This is a genomic window from Actinophytocola sp. (assembly GCF_009379765.1).
Taxonomy (GTDB): domain Bacteria; phylum Actinomycetota; class Actinomycetes; order Mycobacteriales; family Pseudonocardiaceae; genus Actinophytocola.
Genome location: NZ_WHTD01000068.1, coordinates 1 through 15,797 on the forward strand (window position 1 = coordinate 1; position 15,797 = coordinate 15,797).

At 72.3% G+C, this 15,797-nt stretch carries 13 protein-coding genes and 1 pseudogene; 7 read left to right on the forward strand and 7 right to left on the reverse strand.

All coding sequences use genetic code 11. From position 1 onward, the window contains the following. Positions 1-261: pseudogene (locus GEV28_RS21020) on the reverse strand (hypothetical protein); the annotation flags it as partial. Positions 262-819: 558 nt separating this feature from the next. Between GEV28_RS21020 and GEV28_RS21025 the strand changes: the two are divergent. Next, complete coding sequence (locus GEV28_RS21025) at positions 820-1,353, forward strand: hypothetical protein (protein ID WP_291413816.1); 534 nt, start codon at positions 820-822, stop codon at positions 1,351-1,353. Between the two features lie 5 nt (positions 1,354-1,358). Here the strand turns inward: GEV28_RS21025 and GEV28_RS21030 are convergent, their stop codons facing one another. From GEV28_RS21030 to GEV28_RS21040, 3 genes are read right to left on the reverse strand one after another with little or no spacing between them, the layout of a single operon-like run. Then, positions 1,359-2,435, reverse strand: a complete 1,077-nt coding sequence (locus GEV28_RS21030) for a GNAT family N-acetyltransferase (protein ID WP_291413817.1) — start codon at positions 2,433-2,435, stop codon at positions 1,359-1,361. After that, entirely contained in the window at positions 2,432-3,430 is a 999-nt protein-coding gene (locus GEV28_RS21035) for a GNAT family N-acetyltransferase (protein WP_291413818.1), read from the reverse strand. Before GEV28_RS21035 ends, GEV28_RS21030 begins: the two co-directional genes overlap by 4 nt. Then, on the reverse strand, positions 3,427-4,203 hold the full coding sequence (locus GEV28_RS21040; RefSeq protein WP_291413854.1) for a hypothetical protein: 777 nt from the start codon (positions 4,201-4,203) through the stop codon (positions 3,427-3,429). The genes GEV28_RS21035 and GEV28_RS21040 overlap by 4 nt, the downstream gene beginning before the upstream one ends. A gap of 303 nt (positions 4,204-4,506) precedes the next feature. On the opposite strand from GEV28_RS21040, the gene GEV28_RS21045 reads away from it, so the two are divergent. From GEV28_RS21045 to GEV28_RS21070, 6 genes are all read left to right on the forward strand, one after another. Further along, on the forward strand, positions 4,507-5,532 hold the full coding sequence (locus GEV28_RS21045) for a glycosyltransferase family 2 protein (RefSeq protein ID WP_291413819.1): 1,026 nt from the start codon (positions 4,507-4,509) through the stop codon (positions 5,530-5,532). Between the two features lie 277 nt (positions 5,533-5,809). Further along, on the forward strand, positions 5,810-7,021 hold the full coding sequence (locus GEV28_RS21050; RefSeq protein ID WP_291413820.1) for an ATP-grasp domain-containing protein: 1,212 nt from the start codon (positions 5,810-5,812) through the stop codon (positions 7,019-7,021). Continuing rightward, on the forward strand, positions 7,018-8,325 hold the full coding sequence (locus GEV28_RS21055; protein WP_291413821.1) for a hypothetical protein: 1,308 nt from the start codon (positions 7,018-7,020) through the stop codon (positions 8,323-8,325). The genes GEV28_RS21050 and GEV28_RS21055 overlap by 4 nt, the downstream gene beginning before the upstream one ends. 28 nt (positions 8,326-8,353) lie before the next feature. Next, the gene (locus tag GEV28_RS21060; protein WP_291413822.1) at positions 8,354-10,174 is read left to right on the forward strand and encodes a carbamoyltransferase C-terminal domain-containing protein; all 1,821 of its coding nucleotides are present in this window, start codon (positions 8,354-8,356) and stop codon (positions 10,172-10,174) included. Continuing rightward, entirely contained in the window at positions 10,171-10,890 is a 720-nt protein-coding gene (locus GEV28_RS21065; protein ID WP_291413823.1) for a hypothetical protein, read from the forward strand. Before GEV28_RS21060 ends, GEV28_RS21065 begins: the two co-directional genes overlap by 4 nt. Beyond that, positions 10,887-12,125 (forward strand): ATP-grasp domain-containing protein, encoded by a 1,239-nt coding sequence (locus tag GEV28_RS21070; protein WP_291413824.1) that lies wholly within the window; start codon positions 10,887-10,889, stop codon positions 12,123-12,125. Before GEV28_RS21065 ends, GEV28_RS21070 begins: the two co-directional genes overlap by 4 nt. Before the next feature lie 92 nt (positions 12,126-12,217). Here GEV28_RS21070 and GEV28_RS21075 read toward each other — a convergent pair whose 3' ends face one another. The 3 genes from GEV28_RS21075 to GEV28_RS42445 are packed head-to-tail and all read right to left on the reverse strand — an operon-like array spanning position 12,218 to position 15,551. Then, on the reverse strand, positions 12,218-13,261 hold the full coding sequence (locus GEV28_RS21075) for a hypothetical protein (protein WP_291413825.1): 1,044 nt from the start codon (positions 13,259-13,261) through the stop codon (positions 12,218-12,220). Beyond that, positions 13,258-14,313, reverse strand: coding sequence for a GNAT family N-acetyltransferase (locus GEV28_RS21080; protein ID WP_291413826.1), 1,056 nt, complete (start codon positions 14,311-14,313; stop codon positions 13,258-13,260). The genes GEV28_RS21075 and GEV28_RS21080 overlap by 4 nt, the downstream gene beginning before the upstream one ends. Then, on the reverse strand, positions 14,310-15,551 hold the full coding sequence (locus tag GEV28_RS42445; RefSeq protein WP_367115149.1) for a hypothetical protein: 1,242 nt from the start codon (positions 15,549-15,551) through the stop codon (positions 14,310-14,312). The genes GEV28_RS21080 and GEV28_RS42445 overlap by 4 nt, the downstream gene beginning before the upstream one ends. Positions 15,552-15,797: the final 246 nt, after the last annotated feature.

Here is a 15,797-nt window from a genome sequence, read left to right on the forward strand (position 1 = left end):
CGCCGCCAACGTGCGCGGCAACCGGGTGGCCAGGGTGACCGCGAGGTCGAGGCGGTGTTGCGCGGCGCGGAGAGAGATCCGAAACAAGGCGGCGACCTCGAGCGCGTCGAACTCGCTGCCACTGGCCGCCGCGAACCGGGCGAGTTGTTCCAGTGAGTGTCCCTCGTTCTGCCAGGCCGCCCGCGTGAACCCGCGTGCCGTCGCCAGCGGTATGGCTTCCGGGGCGGGGTCGTCGGGTAGATCGACAAGCGGCTCGCACATATGGTCGATTCTACCCGAACCGCGACACGATTTCCGTTGTGTGGCAAGGATTTCACCCCATCGGGTCGGCATGCACCCACCGTGAGCTGCGGCCGTGGTCCCGGGGGTTGGCGCGACACTCGGTCTGAATACACGGACGTGCCTGTCCTGCAAGGGAATATCGGGGTTTGCGACGGTCCGAGGTCGTCGAGCGGGAAGGCTCTCCAAGGTGGAGCGCATCCAGTGGCGTCCGTGGTTGTCCGTCATCGCCGGCGGCGAGTCGTTGATCTCCTCAGCGGGTGGGGTGTTGCTGGCGCGGACCGGTCGGGTGTGTGGGCTGGAGCGGGCGTTCTCGGCGGCGCCGATCGGTCGCTGGCCGCGATCCGCGGCGCCCGCGGCCAAACGCGGACCTGGGTCTGGGACAGGGCGGGCAGACCACAACAGAGCGGGCTGGTGTTCCTGGATCTGGACCCGTCTCTGGTGACCACGCATCCGGATGAATGGGCGGCCAACGCCAACTTTTCACGGAATCACTCATCCAGATGATCGATCTTGCGGTCACCCGGGCACAATCGGGGGATGCGGGTGATTCTCTGCGGGGCCAACCCCGGTGTCCGGCTGTTCGACGGTGACACGGTCACCGCGTACGCCTCGGTGTGGGTGGTCGACTGGTCCGAGCGCGGCGCAGGAAGCGCGATCGTGCTGTGGCACGACGGCGTGGTGCGAGTGCTCGGCGAGGACCCGGCGTTCGGCGGGTGGCTGGAGCGCGCGTTCACCCGCCACTTCCCCGAGGCCGACGGGCTGCCGTGGCCGGAGCCGACCCCCGAGCGCACCGCCGTGGAGGTCCGGCTCGACCTCGGGACCGGCCTGTCCGCGCGGGCGGGCGACGTCGAGATCACCATGTCCGGGGTGCTCGACCGGCGGGCCTTCGAGACCGACGAGTTCCCCCTCGACGGTGTCCCGCACGGCCTGCGCCTGGTGACCGCGCCCACCTCGGACGCGACGATCGAGGTCGGCGGGCGGCGGTTGGCCGGAACGGTCACCCGCGGCGGCTCGGCCGACCGACCGTCGTCATCGGCCTTCCTCACCACCGCGGAGGTGTGGCTGCGCTGAGGGGCTCAGCGCACCGGTACCGCGGCCGCGTACTGCGGCACCATCCGGGCGCCGAGCGACGCCTTGAGCTTGGGCATCTTCTTGCCCACGATCACACCCTGCTTGCCCGCCGCGATCGACCAGTGCGCCATCTCGCCGTAGACGTGCAGGTAGAGGTTGCGGGCGCCACCGTCCTCGACCGGAAGTGCCGACCACGTGCGGAAGGTCGGCCAGTCCGGGTGGTCGAGCACCAACGCGACCGCCAGCCTGCGCCCGGTGACCGGGTCGTCGTAGGTCACGGTCCGCACGTCCGGCTCGGCGAGCAGCTTGGCGAGCGACGCGCCGAACTGGGGCAACGGCAGGATCGGGACGTCCTTGTGCTTGTCGGCGTTGTGCCGGAGCAGCCTGGTCAGGGCGACCACGTCCTCCTCGGCGCCCGTCCGCACGTCGACCCCGATCGCCGGGTTCCCGGTGACCAGGCGGTCGATCTTGCGCAGCTCCCACCGGCGTTTCTTGGCCAGCGTGGCCAGCCAGTCGTCGCGGGAGCGGTGGCCCGCGGTGTCCAGCACGCCGATCGGCTCGATCGGGCGGATCATGCGGAACCGGCCGGCCACCTCGGCCACCTCGGGCTCCGCGAGCTGGCGCACCAGCAGACCGCGGAACCCGATGCCCAGCTCGCGCCGCATGACCGACGTGTACTCGGCGACGTGCGCGCGCAGTGCCCCCGGCCGCTCCCCCGGCGCGTAGCCGGCGAACCACCAGCCGGGCACCGCGCTGTTGTGCGGTGAACGCACGTCCAGGAAGCCGACCCGGCCGGCGCGTCCGCTCGCGGCGAACCGGTACCGGTGGGTGCCGGCGGTCACCCACGCCGCCCACACCACCCCGCGCGGTTCCCCGCCGTCGAGGAACACGGTCACGAGCTGCGGGGTGCGCGCCAGCCACGCCTGCGCGGTGAGCACCGGCCAGCTCCAGTCGGCCCGCAGCCCGGCCCGCGCCCGCAACCTCGCCCAGTACCGCGGTTCCGGGTCGAACCGCGGGTCCAGCACCTCGGTGTCCGGCTGTTCGCTCCGCTTGGTCGCCACCACGCCCGCTCGCTCCCTCACCCGGCAACCACCCGGGGGACGATCGCCAACCGCAAGGGCTCGATCCGGAAGCCGAGCCGGGTCTTGACCTCGTCCATCCCGCGGCCGACCGACAGGGACTTCCCGCCGCGCTCCACCAGGTGGTCCACCAGGTGGGTGTAGAGGTCGAAGTAGAGGTGCCCCCGCCCACCGTCACCTGCCGGCACCGCCGCGAAGTGCTGGCTGAGCAGGTGCGCCGGGTGGTCGAGCAGGGTGCTGAACGCCAGCAGGGTGCCGTCGGCGTCGTGGTAGGTCATGGTGCGCACGTCGGGCCGGGACACCAGGGCGGACAGGTACTCCGCGGTGACCGGGTTGCGCGAGTCGTGCCGGTACCGGTGGTACTTGTCCTGGTGCGCACCCAACATCGCCGCCAGCTCCGCGCCGTCCAGGTCGTGGCGGGCCGGCTCGAACCGGATCACCAGGTTCGGGTCGCCGGCCAGCTGGCGACGCAGCTTGCGCAGGCTGGCCCGCCTGTTGCGGGACAGCGCGGCGAGCCACTCCCCGGTGCTGGCGAAGGTGTTGTCCAGCACGGCGGTGCCCGCGGCGGGCCGGACGAAGCGGCCGAACCCGGCGACCAGCGGCACGTCCGCGGGCGAGAGGTGCCAGTACACCAGCCCCAGGCAGCTCAGCCCCACGTAGCGGCACAGCGCGCGCTCGGCCGCACGCAGGATCTCCTTGCGCTCGACCACGTCGAGCCCCTCGGCGAACACCCAGCCCGGCACGCCGGAGATCCACTGCTGGAACACCTCGACCCACCGGGGACCGCGCCCGCGCCGGGCGACGAGGACGGTGAGCGCGGCGAGGACCACCCTGTCCCGGCGAACCAGCGCCAGCAGCACCGGCCGCGGTCCGCCCGCCGACTCGACGGCCAGCAGGCCGTAGTCCCACGGGGCGAGAAGCTGTTGTGCGGCAACGAATCCCGCCCAGTCCGGCGGCTCGGGGTCCACGCGCGGGTCCAGCACGTCGACCGTGATCACGTGAGCACCACGGGCGTCCCGTGCCGGGGACACGGCACCACCCGCCCGCGCACCCCGCCGCCGACCAGCACGTCGACGAACCGGGGCGAGTCCTGACGCAGCAGGGTGAACGCCAGCCCGGCGTCGGTCTCCCTGGCGTAGACCCGGTGCCAGTCAAGGTGCCAGCGACCACAGGCACCGAACGCGCCGAGGTAGCCGAGCATCCGGTCGTGGACCAACCCGTAGGGCCCCCCGTCGAGCTGGTCGAGCTCGCGCAGCGGCCGGCGGCCGAGCCGGACGGCCGGCTCGGCCGGCAGCGCCCCCGCGAGGCGGATGAGGTGTTTGTCGGTGCCCACGGCCAGCACCGTGCCGCCCCTCGTGAGGGTCGCGGTCAGCTCGGCGAGCACGACCGACGCGCCGTCGGCCATCCCGTCCGGGTCGAGCACGCAGCCGCGCACCCGCCCGGGCAGGTCGGTCGGCGGCCGCGACCCTGCCTCGTCGAGCACCGCGACCAGCGCCCCGGGCGGCAGCGGGCGGAGCACCGGACCGAGGCCGCGCGACGGGTCCGCCTCGAGCCGACCGCCGGCCAGCGGGACCAGGTCGACCTGGGCGCTCTCGACCTCGGCGGGCGAAACCGCCCCGCCATGGGTTCCGGTGCGGCCGGGCACCAGCACCGGATCGGTACGGCCGTCGACGGCCCACCGGTACCGGTAGAACGGGACGGTGGCGAAGGTCGACCGAACCGTCCGCAGATAGGCGGCGCGCCACAACCGCGACACCCCGTGGCTCCACATGAGCAGCGAGTGTGCCACGAGACCTGGGCTTTCATCCCCCGTGCCGGTCAGGGACAGGCCAGACGCCGCAAATAAGAAATACATCCGCTGGGCTGAACGGCGCAACCTTCACAAAGAGGCTCGCACGACCGCATAGCGGAACGTATAAAGCGGTTCGAGTCATGCGCGTGACCAGACCTGCCGTGCAGGCCAGGCGATCCCTGACCTGCTCCCGAGCGCCGTCGGAGGATCCATGCCGGTGTCACCCAACCATAGCGATAGCTCTCCGCCCCTCTTATCGGACCTATCGGCGGTCTGGCACAGATGAGCGCCGAACCGGCCGGACCGGCCGAGGCGGGGCTGTCCGTGGTGATTCCGTGCTACAACGAGATCGACAACGTCGACCACGTCTGCGCCGAGGTGCTGGCCGAGCTGGGCCACCTCGACCTCGAGCTGATCTTCGTCGACGACGGCAGCAGTGACGGGACCCTGGACGCGATCAAGCGGCTGGCCATGGCCGACTCCCGGGTGCACTACATCTCCTTCACCCGCAACTTCGGCTTCGAGGCCGCGTTCTCGGCCGGGTACCGGTACGCGCGCCGCCCGTGGATCCTGCACCTCGACGCCGACCAGCAGTTCCCTGCCGCCGAGGCACGCAGGCTTATCGAGGTCGCCGGTCACGGCTACGACGCGGTGTTCGGCGTTCGCAACGACCGCAAGGACCCGCTGGCCCGCAGGCTCGGCACGGCCGCGTTCCACTTCGTGGCCGCGAGGATGCTGCGCATCGAGCTGCCCAAGGATGCCACCGCGTTCCGCCTGGTGCGGACCTCGCTGGCGAGGAAGATCGTCGACCTGCGCCTCGGCACGCCGTACTTCCTGGCCACCGTGCCCCGGCTGACCAGCCGGTACACCACCGTCCCGGTCGAGCACCGGGCCCGGCTGCGCGGCGAGTCCAAGGTCGGCCTGCGGTGGCTGGCCGGGCACGCGATCGGGCTGTTCGTCAGCGTCGGCCGCAGGCTGACCACGCTGGCCTCGGTCACCGCGCTGGGCGCCAGCGCGCTGGCACTGTTGTTCGCGCTGCTCGCCGCGACGGGGCTGCTCGCGCCGGCCGCCGGCGGCGCCGCGCTGTTCGTGCTGGTCGCCACCGCGCTCGGGGTGCTCGGGCTGACCGTGCGCTTCCTGGTCGTGATCGCCGCGAGCCAGGCCCGGCCGCGGCTGTTCTACGTGCGAGAGGCGACCGTTCCGGTCGACGCGGCGGACCTGCTGTTCGGCCCGGCCGACCCCGCGCCGACCAACGACCTGCCAGAACAGCGCCCCGCGACCCGGTCTCCCGAACAGGCCCGAACGTGAGCGAACGTGCGAGCGAACCAGTGTCACAGGGCGACCGCGAGCGGCTCGACCGAGCCTGCGAGGGGGCCTAATGAGCGAGCGTGCGAGCGAACCAGTGTCACGGGCCCGCGAACCAGCGAGCGGAGCGAGCCAAATGACACAGGCTCGTGAGTGGGCCGCCGGTGTCTGGACTGACGAGCAGCGGAGTGAGGAACGAACGAGCAGCGCAGGAGGGAAGACACCGGGAACAGGCCCACTCACCAGCGAGCGAAGCGAGCCAATCCAGCACCGTGAGCCGGTGTCACACACGCTGGTCGTCCTGGGCGGCTCGGACCACACGGCCGGTACCTACCAGCGGGCGGCCAAGCTGGGCTATCGCACGATCGCGGTCGACCCGCGCCCGAGCGTGGAGCTGGCCGACGAGTACCTCACGATCAGCACCAGGGCGCCGGAACGGATCGCCGCGGCACTGCCGGACCGGTCGGACATCGTCGGCGTGCTGTGCCCGGGCAACGACGTCGGGCTCGCGGCCAGGGCCTTCCTGACCCGGCACTGGAAGCTGGCCGACCGGCTCCCCGAGTCGGCGGTGGTCCCGTCGGTGGACAAGGCGGAGTTCCGGCGGGTGTGCACGCGGCTCGGCCTCCCCGGCTACGGCTGGGCGTCCGGTCGCCCCGGCCCCGACGTGCTCGACCAGGCCCGCCACCTGCGCTATCCGGCCGTGGTCAAGCCGGTCGACGGCTCCGGCTCGCGGGGCGTCGCTCCCTGCGCCGGCCCGGCCGGGCTGCCCCGCGCGTTCACCGAGGCGTTGGCCCACTCCCCCACCGGGCGGGTGCTCGTGGAGGAGTTCGTCGGCGGGACGCCGCTCACCGTCGAGGCGCTGGTGCTGGCCGGTGCGGTGATCTTCCACGCGGTCAGCGAGCGCACCCTGACCCCGCCGCCGTTCTTCGTCACCAGCTCGCACCTGCTGCCCGCCGCGCTGCCCCCGGAGGCCGACGCCGCGCTGGTGGACACGCTGACCGCGGTGTGCGCGGAGATCGGGTACCGGCGCGGGCCGCTGACCGTGGACGCGGTGCTCGGCCACGACGGCCTGCTGTACCCGATCGACCTGAGCGTGCGCACCGGCGGGAACGGGCTGCCGGAGGCGATCGAGAGCGCCTACGGCGTGGACGTCGCCGGCGCCGCGGTCGCGTTCGCCGCCGGCGAGGACGTGCCGTGCGAGCCCCGGCCGCCGCGGCCGACCCTGGTGCGGCTGCTCAGCTCCGACCGCGCCGGCACGATGACCGGAATCGAGGGCGCGGCCGAGGTGCGGGCCATGCCCGAGGTGATCGACCTGCAGCTGTTCACCGAGCCCGGATCCCGGGTCGAACCGTTCGAGCGGGCAGACCGCAAGCTGGGGCAGGTCGTGTTCTCCGGCGGATCGGTCGCCACCCTCCGGGCCGCCGAGTCCGCGGTGCGTGCGACGTTGCGGTTCCGGCTGGCGGAGCAGGACCTGCCGGTGCCGCTGCCATGACCGCGAGCACGACCCCTGTGGCCGCGACGATGCCGCGACCGGCCATGATCCTGCGGCTGGTCGCGGGTCGGGGCACGTTCCGGATCAGCGTGCAGGTCATGTCGGTCGCGCTGGCGACCGTGTGGGCGGCCGACAGCTTCGGTCATTTCACCAACGCGCTTGGGCTGTGCGCATGGCTGCCGCTCGCCACCGCGACGCCGGAGAAGGCCGCGCTGAAGGTGTTGCCGCGCACCAGGTTGCTCACTCCGACCCTGGCCAGGATGGTGCTCGGGCTGTCCGCGGCGCCGGTGCTGGCGCTGCTGGTGGTGCTGGCGCCGGTGGCGGTGCTGGCCCCGACCTCGGCCGCGACCACGTACCTGGCCGCGGCGACCTGGGCGGCCGGAACGGGCCTGCTGATGACGGTGGCCGGCCTGAACCGGCTGCGCGGGCGGCCGTCACTGGACGCGGGCGCCTTCGGAGCCTCAGCCGTGGTCGTGGTCGTGGTCACCGCCACCACCTGGCAGGTGGAATGGGCACCGCAGTTCCACCTGCTGTTGCTGGTCGGCGGCATCGTGCTGGTGACCGGGTGCGCACTGGCCGCCCTGCCACGCGAGTGGGTGCGGCCGGGCCCGCGCCCGGGTCACCGGCTGCTCCCCCGGCTGGCCCGCACGACCTCGCTGCTCGGGGTGTCCGACATCGCCGACGCCCTCGGCGCCTCGGTCATCTACCTCGTGCTCGCCGCGTCGGGGCAGGTCACCGACAGCGGGCCGCTCTACCTCGCCCTGATCGCATCGACGACGATCTGCCAGTTCCTCTTCTACCTGCTGCGGGTGGCGCAGCCGGCCACCTCGGCCCGGCTGCGTGGCACCGGCGGCGACGCCGGTCGGCTGCGCGCGCTGGGGCTGCTGCGCGGTGCCGGGCGGTTCGGCGGCGGCTTCGCGGCGGTGTTCGCCGTCCTGGCGACCGTGCCGGCCACCAGGGAGCTGCTGCTCGGCGCCGGCGCCGGCCTGCCGGTGGTGCTCGGCGTGCTGGTGTGCGTCGAGATCGGCCTCTTCCTCACCGTGATGTTCGCCGGCTACCTGCTGGAGAACACCGACAACAAGATCCTCGTCGTCACCTCGTCGTCCGCGCTGGTCGGCCTGCTCGCGGCCGGGGTGTTCGCGGTGGCGCTGGTGCCGGTGCTCGGCGCTGTGGGCGGCATCGTGGTGCTCGTGCTCGCGCTCACCGTCAAGGCGCACACGATGCGCCGGATGCTCCTGCGCACCAGGCCCGAGCTGCGCGCCCGCACGGCGCCGGCCGCCCCGAGCCCGACGACCACCCCTTGACCACAGGCGATCAACCAACGGAGAAGGTATGTACGTTCTTGGCATCTCCCGAGTGCACGACGCGGCCGCGGCCCTGGTCCGCGACGGCGAGATCATCGCCTTCGCGGAGGAGGAGCGGTTCACCCGGGTCAAGCACGACGGCCGCTTTCCCAGCCGGGCCGTCGAGTTCTGCCTGAACCAGGCCGGCATCACGCTGGCCGAGGTGGACCACGTCGCCTTCTACTGGCAGCGCTGGCGCGAGGCGGTGCACGCGGCGACGGTGTTCGCCCGGTACTTCCCCAAGACCCTCGCGGTGTTCCGCAACGAGCGCGACGGCGGCGAGAAGTCGGCCGGTTGGGTGGACACCTGGCGCCACGGCGGCGGCAGCGGCGGCGTCGACGACTTCCACATCGGCGGGGCGGTGCTGGCGCACATCAAGCGCACGTACACGATCGGCCGGGAGGTCAGGGACGCGGTCGGGTACACCGGCCCCACCAAGTTCAAGGTGCACCTGATCGACCACCACCGCTCGCACGCGGCCAGCGCGTTCTACGTCTCGCCGTTCGACTCGGCGGCGGTGCTGACCCTGGACGGCATCGGCAGCGACGGCACCAGCACGTGCCTGGCGGTCGGCGAGGGCAACAAGATCACCGACCTGAAGCGGATCAAGTACCCGCACTCGCTCGGCGCCATGTACGCCATCGTCACCGGCTACCTCGGCTTCTACCCGACCGTCGACGAGGGCAAGGTGATGGGCCTCGCCCCGCTGGGCAAGGACACCTACGTCGAGCAGTTCGACGACCTGGTGCAACTGGACAACGACGGCGGTTACGAGCTGGACCTGAGCTGGTTCACCCACCACACCAACGGCCGGCACATGGTGTCGCGGAAGTTCATCGACACGTTCGGCCCGCCGCGGCCGAGGACCAGGGTCACCGCGGAGAACCCGGTCCCGCAGCACTACATGGACATCGCCTACGCCCTGCAGGCGACGCTGGAGAAGGCCGGCCTGCACCTCGCCAAGTGGTTGCAGGCCAGGACCGGGATGACCAAGCTGGCCGTGGCCGGCGGGGTCGCACTGAACTCGGTGATGAACGGGCGGATCCTGCTGGAGACCCCGTTCGAGGAGTTCTTCGCCCAGCCGGCCTCGGCCGACGACGGCGCGTCGGTCGGGGCGGCGCTCGAGGTGACCGTGGGGCGGCACGGCCTGCCCCGGCCGACCGACGGCTTCACCTACACCGGCCCGGAGTTCACCGAGGCGCGGATGGAGAAGGCACTCGTCGACGCCGGGGTCGAGTACCGGCGGGTGGACGACATCGCCGCGCACACCGCCGCCGAGATCGCCGCCGGCAAGATCGTCGGCTGGGTGCAGGGCCGGATGGAGTGCGGTCCACGCGCGCTGGGCAACCGGTCGCTGCTGGCCGACCCCCGGGACCCGGAGTCCAAGACCCGGATGAACGAGAAGGTCAAGCACCGCGAGGCGTTCCGGCCGTTCGCGCCGTCGTGCCTCGCCGAGCGGGCCGGCGAGTACTTCGTCAGCGACTACCCGTCCCCGGTGATGCTGCTGGTGTTCGACGTGCTGGAACACCAGCGGGAGAAGGTTCCGGCGATCACCCACGTCGACGGAACTGCGCGGGTGCAGACGGTCAGCCGCACCGACAACCCGCTCTACCACGAGCTGATCTCCCGGTTCGACGAGCTGACCGGGGTGCCGATGCTGGTCAACACCTCGTTCAACGACAACAACGAGCCGATCGTGTGCACCCCGGAGGACGCGATCGCCTGCTACCTCAAGACCGATGTGGACGCTCTGGCACTCGGCCCGTTCTGGGTGCAGAAGCCGGGTGCCGAGCTGGAGGGGAACAAGTGACGGTGACCGACGAGGTGCGGCCGGAGGCCGGTCCGACCGGCGGCTGGATCGGCGCGCTGTACCGGCGGCGGGCCTGGCTGTGGCTGGTGCCCGCGGTGCCGGCCGTCGTGCTGGTCGCCCTGATCATGGTGATCCTGCCGCCGGAGCAGACGCAGGAGAACGTGGCCGACTGGGCGTTCACGCTCAGCCCGTTCGTGCTCGCCGTGGCGACCGTCGCGCTGCTGCCCCGCTGGCGGCCGGGGCCCGTGCTGCTGGTGCTGGCCGTGGTCGTCTACATGGGATACCTGGACACCGGGATGGTGTTGCGGATCCTCGACCTCGCCAACGCGCCGGACGCCGAGCAGCAGGCCCTGTTCGAGCACGTCTACCAGTTCGAGCTGTTCACCGCGACGTTCGTCGTGCTGTTCGCGCTCTACGCCTACCGGGTCGCCGGGGCGCGCACCGTCTCGGTGCTGAAGCTCGGCGTCGCGTCGATCCTTGTGGTGATCTCCGGGCTCAACGACCTCACCTTCTGGCTGACCAACGACTGGCCGGACGGGCGGCCGGAGGAGCTGCGCTGGGCCTCGCACATCATCGTCTTCGTCGGCGGGCCGCCCAGCGTCGCCACCGCCGTCGTGTTCATGGTGATCCACCTGGCGCTGGCCGGCGCGGTCATGGCCCTGCCGCTCGGCCGGATCGTCGACCGGGCGCTGGCGGGGCCGGGGGACTTACGGTGAGAACCATCGTGGTGCTCGGTGCGGCCGAGGGATCGCTGTCCACGTACCGGACCGCGGCCGAGATGGGCTACCGCACGATCGCGGTGGACTGGTCGGCGAGCGCACCGGGCGTCGAGCTGGCCGACGAGTACCTGCCGCTGAGCACTCGGAGCACCCCCGAGATCCTGGCCGCGCTGGGCGGGCGCACCGACCTCGCCGGGGTGCTGGCACCGACCAGCGACATCGCGCTGCCCACCCTGCGCGAGCTGACCGTCGCGCTCGGCCTTCCGGTCCAGCTGTCCGTGGCGGCCGTGCGAGCGTCGGTCGACAAGTGGGTCGTGCGCGGCATGCTGGACGAGCTGGGGGTGTCGTCCTACCGGTGGATCGAGGGGGACGACCCGGTCCAGCTCGCCAAGCAGGCGCGGGAGCTCGACTTCCCGGTCGTGGTCAAGCCTGCCGACGCGCAGAGCGGGCGCGGGGTCACCCGGTGCGCCACGCCGGAGGAGGTCGACGCCGCGGTGTGGGAGGCGCAGCGCCGCTCCTACGGCGGCCACCTCATGATCGAGGAGGAGGTCCTCGGCGTGCACTGCGGCTGCGAGTGCGTCGTGGACGGCGGGAAGGTGGTGTTCATGGCCATGACCCGGCGGTCACTGAGCCCGCCGCCGCTGACCATGACCACCGCGCACACCATGCCCGCCGGGCTGCCCGACGAGGTCGAGAACACCATACGGTCCATTGTGGACAAATTGTGCGCGCGGCTGGCCTACCGTCGCGGCCCGCTGAACCTGGACGTGGTGGTCACTCCCGACGGTGAGCCCTTCGTCATCGAGCTCGGCGTTCGCAACGGTGGCAACGGGTTGGACGACCTGGTCCGCCGCTGCTACGGCGTGGACCCGGTGCGGGCCGCGGTGCAGGCCGCGGTGGGCCGGCCGATCGAGCTCGCCCCGCACACGCCGCGGCCGGTGATGTGGCGGGCGCTGACCGCCGAGCTGGCAGGCGAGCTGGTCTCGATCTCCCGCGCGGAGCGGGCGGCGGCCATTCCGGAGGTGGTCGAGCTGGTGGTGGTGGCCGAGCCGGGGCAGCAGGTGCGGCCCTACCTGGACGTGTCGGACAAGCTGGGCTGGGTGCTGCTGCGCGCGGACACGATCCCGGCGCTGGACGCGGCAGCCGGCCGGGTGGCCGAGACGCTGCGGTTCGAGGTGGCACCCGCCGCCGAGCCCGACGCGGCGCGGGCCGTTCCGTTCACCAACCCGTAGGCCCCGGGGTTCCGGCAAGCTCGCCCGCCGAACCCGCGAGTCCAACGCCCAGAACCCGCGAGTCCAACGCTCCGGACCCGGGCGATGAGCCGTCAGGCGCGACCCAGCACCGGACGGGGGGCGGCGACCGTGTGCAGAACCCGGGTGCCGAACCCCAGCCGCTCCTTGACCTCCAGCAGGCCGCGGCCCGCGGTGAGCTCGCGCCGGCCGTGCTCGATCATGTACCGCGCCCGGCGCGCGTAGCAGTCGGCGGCGTCGGCCCGGTCCGGGGCGACGGCCCAGTGGTACACGTCGGCGCTGTCCGGGTGGTCGATCAGGGTGTTGAATGCGACCAGCATGCCGTCCGCGTCGTGGTAGGTGAGCGTGTCCACCTCCGGGCGCCGCACGAACCGGTCCAGGTAGGCGCTCGCGACCTGGCTCCTGGTGTCCAGCTGCACCAAGCCGCCGAACCGGCGCCGCTGACCGCCGGCCCAGGCCAGCGCGTCGTCGTGGGCCCGTTGCCGGTTGAGCAACGCGGCCAGCTCGGCGGCGTCGAGGTCGTCGCGCCCGGCGCCGGAACGCACCACCAGCGTCCGGTCCACCCCACCGGCCGGGCGGCCGGCGGCCGGATCGTCCACAGTGGACCACTCGTTGACCAGTACGGCGACCGGGTCGATCGTCCGGTGCGGGCGGCCCGGCCCGGTGATGGCGGGGACGAGCTCCTCGGTCATCGCCCGGTAGAGCACCCCGAGCAGGCCAAAACCCAGGTACCGCACCAGCTCCCGCTCGAACGCCCGGACCGCCGCGACCCTGGCCGGCAGGCCGAGCCTGGGGGCGAACACGCAGGCCGGGTGCCCGCTGAACAGCGGGACGAAGACCTCGGCCCATCTCGGCCGCGTGCTTCTGGTGTGCTTGCCGGGAGCGGTGGCGTAGTCCCCCAGCCGCCAGGTGCGGCACACAAGCGCGCACAACGCGCCCACCACGTCCGCGCCGTCCCGGACGACGGCCAGCAGGGGCGGGTTCCGCGCCATCCATGCCTCGAGGCGCAGCAGGTCGTAGTCCCAGAACGGGTGCAGCTGCCGGCGTTCGCGGAACTCGGCCCATCCGGCAGGTACCGGGTCCGAGCGCGGGTCGACGATCTGCACCGCGGGTGTCATCGGGACATCCTGCCGAGCATCGGCCGTGGCACGGCGACGGTGTGCAGCCCGCGGGTGCCGAACCCGAGGTCCGACTTGAGCTCCAGCAGCCCCCGGCCGTCGGTGAGCTCGGCCCTGCCCGCGGCCACCACATACCTGATCCCGCGCCAGTGGGCGTCGAAGTACAGGTGCTGGCGGCCGCCGTCGCGGACCGGCAGCGCCGCCCAGTGCTGCAGCGCGGGACTGTACTCGTTGTCCATCATGATGTGCAGCGCGAGCAGCCGGCCCGACGTGTCGTGGTAGGTCAGCGTGTGCACGTCGGAGCGGCTCAGGTAGGTCGCCAGGAAGCGGGCGGCGACCGGCGAGCGGTTGTCGATCAGCGGCCGGGAGAACTGCGCGCGGTGCCTGTTGATCAGCGCGCTCGCCTCCGTCCAGTTCAGATCGGTACGGCCGGGTCCGCCGCGTACCACCAGGTTCGGGTCGGCGGCCACGATCCGGCGCTGCCGGCGCAGGTTGGCCCGGCGCTTCTTGGGCAGCGAGGCCAGCCACTGCTCCTCGTCGGCGAAGGTGTTGTGCAGCACCGCGACCGGGTCCACCGCTCGCGTCAGCCGGCCCCTGCCGGTCAGCGCCGCGAGGTCGCCGTCGCCGAGCTGGCGATACAGCACCCCGACCGGACCGGGTCCCAGGTACCGCACCAGCTCCCGCTCGAACAGCGCGACCATCGCCCGGCGGTCGGGCGGCTCGACCTCGTCGGCGAAGACGACCCCGGGGTAGCCGCTGAGCCACGGCTGGACGACCTCGACCAGCCACGGCCGCAGCCGCCGGGTGCCCCCCGCCGGGGGCGGGGCGTAGCGCTGCCGCCGCCAGGAAAGGCAGGCCACCAGCGACATCCCGGCGACGATCCGGCCGTCGCGGCGGACGGTGGCCAGCAGCACCGGGTTGCGGGCCAGCCACGACTCCACCCGCATCAGGTCGAACGCCCACACCGGGTGCAGCCGTTGCCGCCGCACGAAATCCGCCCACCCGTCCGGTTCGGCGTCCGACCGCGGGTCCAGGATCGCGATCTCCGTCACGTCAGCAGCACCGGCGTCGCGTGCCGGGGGCACGGGCCGACCCGCCCGCGCACCCCGCCGCCGACCAGGACGTCGACCAGGCGCGGTGACCGCTGACGCAGCAAGGTGAACGCCAGGCCCGCGGCGGTCTCCCGGACGTGGACCCGGCGCCAGTCCACGTGCCAGCGGCCGCACTCGCCGAAGGAGCCGAGGAAACCGAGGGTCTGGTCGTGCAGCACCCCGAACGGCCCCGCGTCGAGCTGGTCGAGCTCACCGACCGGCAACCGGTCCAACGCGACCGCGTCCTCGGCCGGCAGTGTCTCGACGAGCCGCGCGAGATGCTTGTCCGACCCGACGGCCAGCACGGGCCCGCCCCGCCGCAGCCGGCTCGTCACGGCGGCGACGGCCGAGGACACCCCGTCCGAGCGCAGCCGGTCCGGATCGAGCACGCAGCCGCGCACTCCCCTCGGCAGGTCGGCAGGCGGGCGCGGGCCGGTCGTGTCCAGCACGACGACCAGTGCCTCGTCGCCGAGCGGTGGCAGCACGAAACCCAAGCCGCGCAGGCGATCCACCTCGGCCTCGCCGCCGCCGATCGGTACCAGGTCGGCCATCCGGCCGGCGATCTCGACCGAGGAGACCGCGCCACCGTCGAACCCGGCCCGGCCCGCCACCAGCACGGGATCGGTGCGTCCGTCCAACGCCCAGCGTTCGCGGTAGAGGGGGACGGTGGCGAAGGAGGAACGAACGACCCGGCGGTACGCGGCATGCCACCACGCAGCCACCCCGGGTCCCCACATGAGATGCGAGTCTGCCACAGGCGTGTGGCGCGAACAGGGGTTTCGCCGAGTGCGCCGCGCGCCGTGGCGGCGTCGTTCGGCGACCTCCCCGCGCGAGTGGACGGGTATGCACCGACCGGCCGTCAGGTCACCCGGGCAGCGTGTCCCCGGGAAAGCTCCTGGTCCCGTGGAACTCGCAGACGAACACCCCGGCCCGTACCCCGGGTCGTCCCGCATCACCGCGCGGGTCTCCTCGAGGTCGAGGTCGAAGATGCCGATGCCGCTGACATCCGCGTCCCCGACCGGGCCGACGATCGCCAGCCGACCGTCGGCGCGCAGTGCCATGTTGCGCCGGCCGCGCTCCCAGATGGTCGCGTCGACCCCGTCCGCCTGCCGGTTGGGGCCGGGCCGGAGGATGACGATGGTGTAGGGCTTGGCGACAGCGAGCAGGGCGTGCATCTGCTCGTCGGTGATGGTCTCCACGATCCGTCCGATCCTATTCGTTAGCGGTAGCTAACGTTAGTACTTGATGACGGAGTAGGCCAAGTCGGACCATGATCGAGCCGGCCGCTTCCGGGTTACGCCATGCGGACGGTTCCGGAGGCCGTTCAGCCCTTCCCGTTCCCAGTTCGTTGAGGAATATCCGAACTGTGCGTTTGAATGTGAAGGATGACCCGACGTTTCCGCGCCCGGTCGTCGATCTGTCCGTTGGTCCCAGCTGTCGTCGTC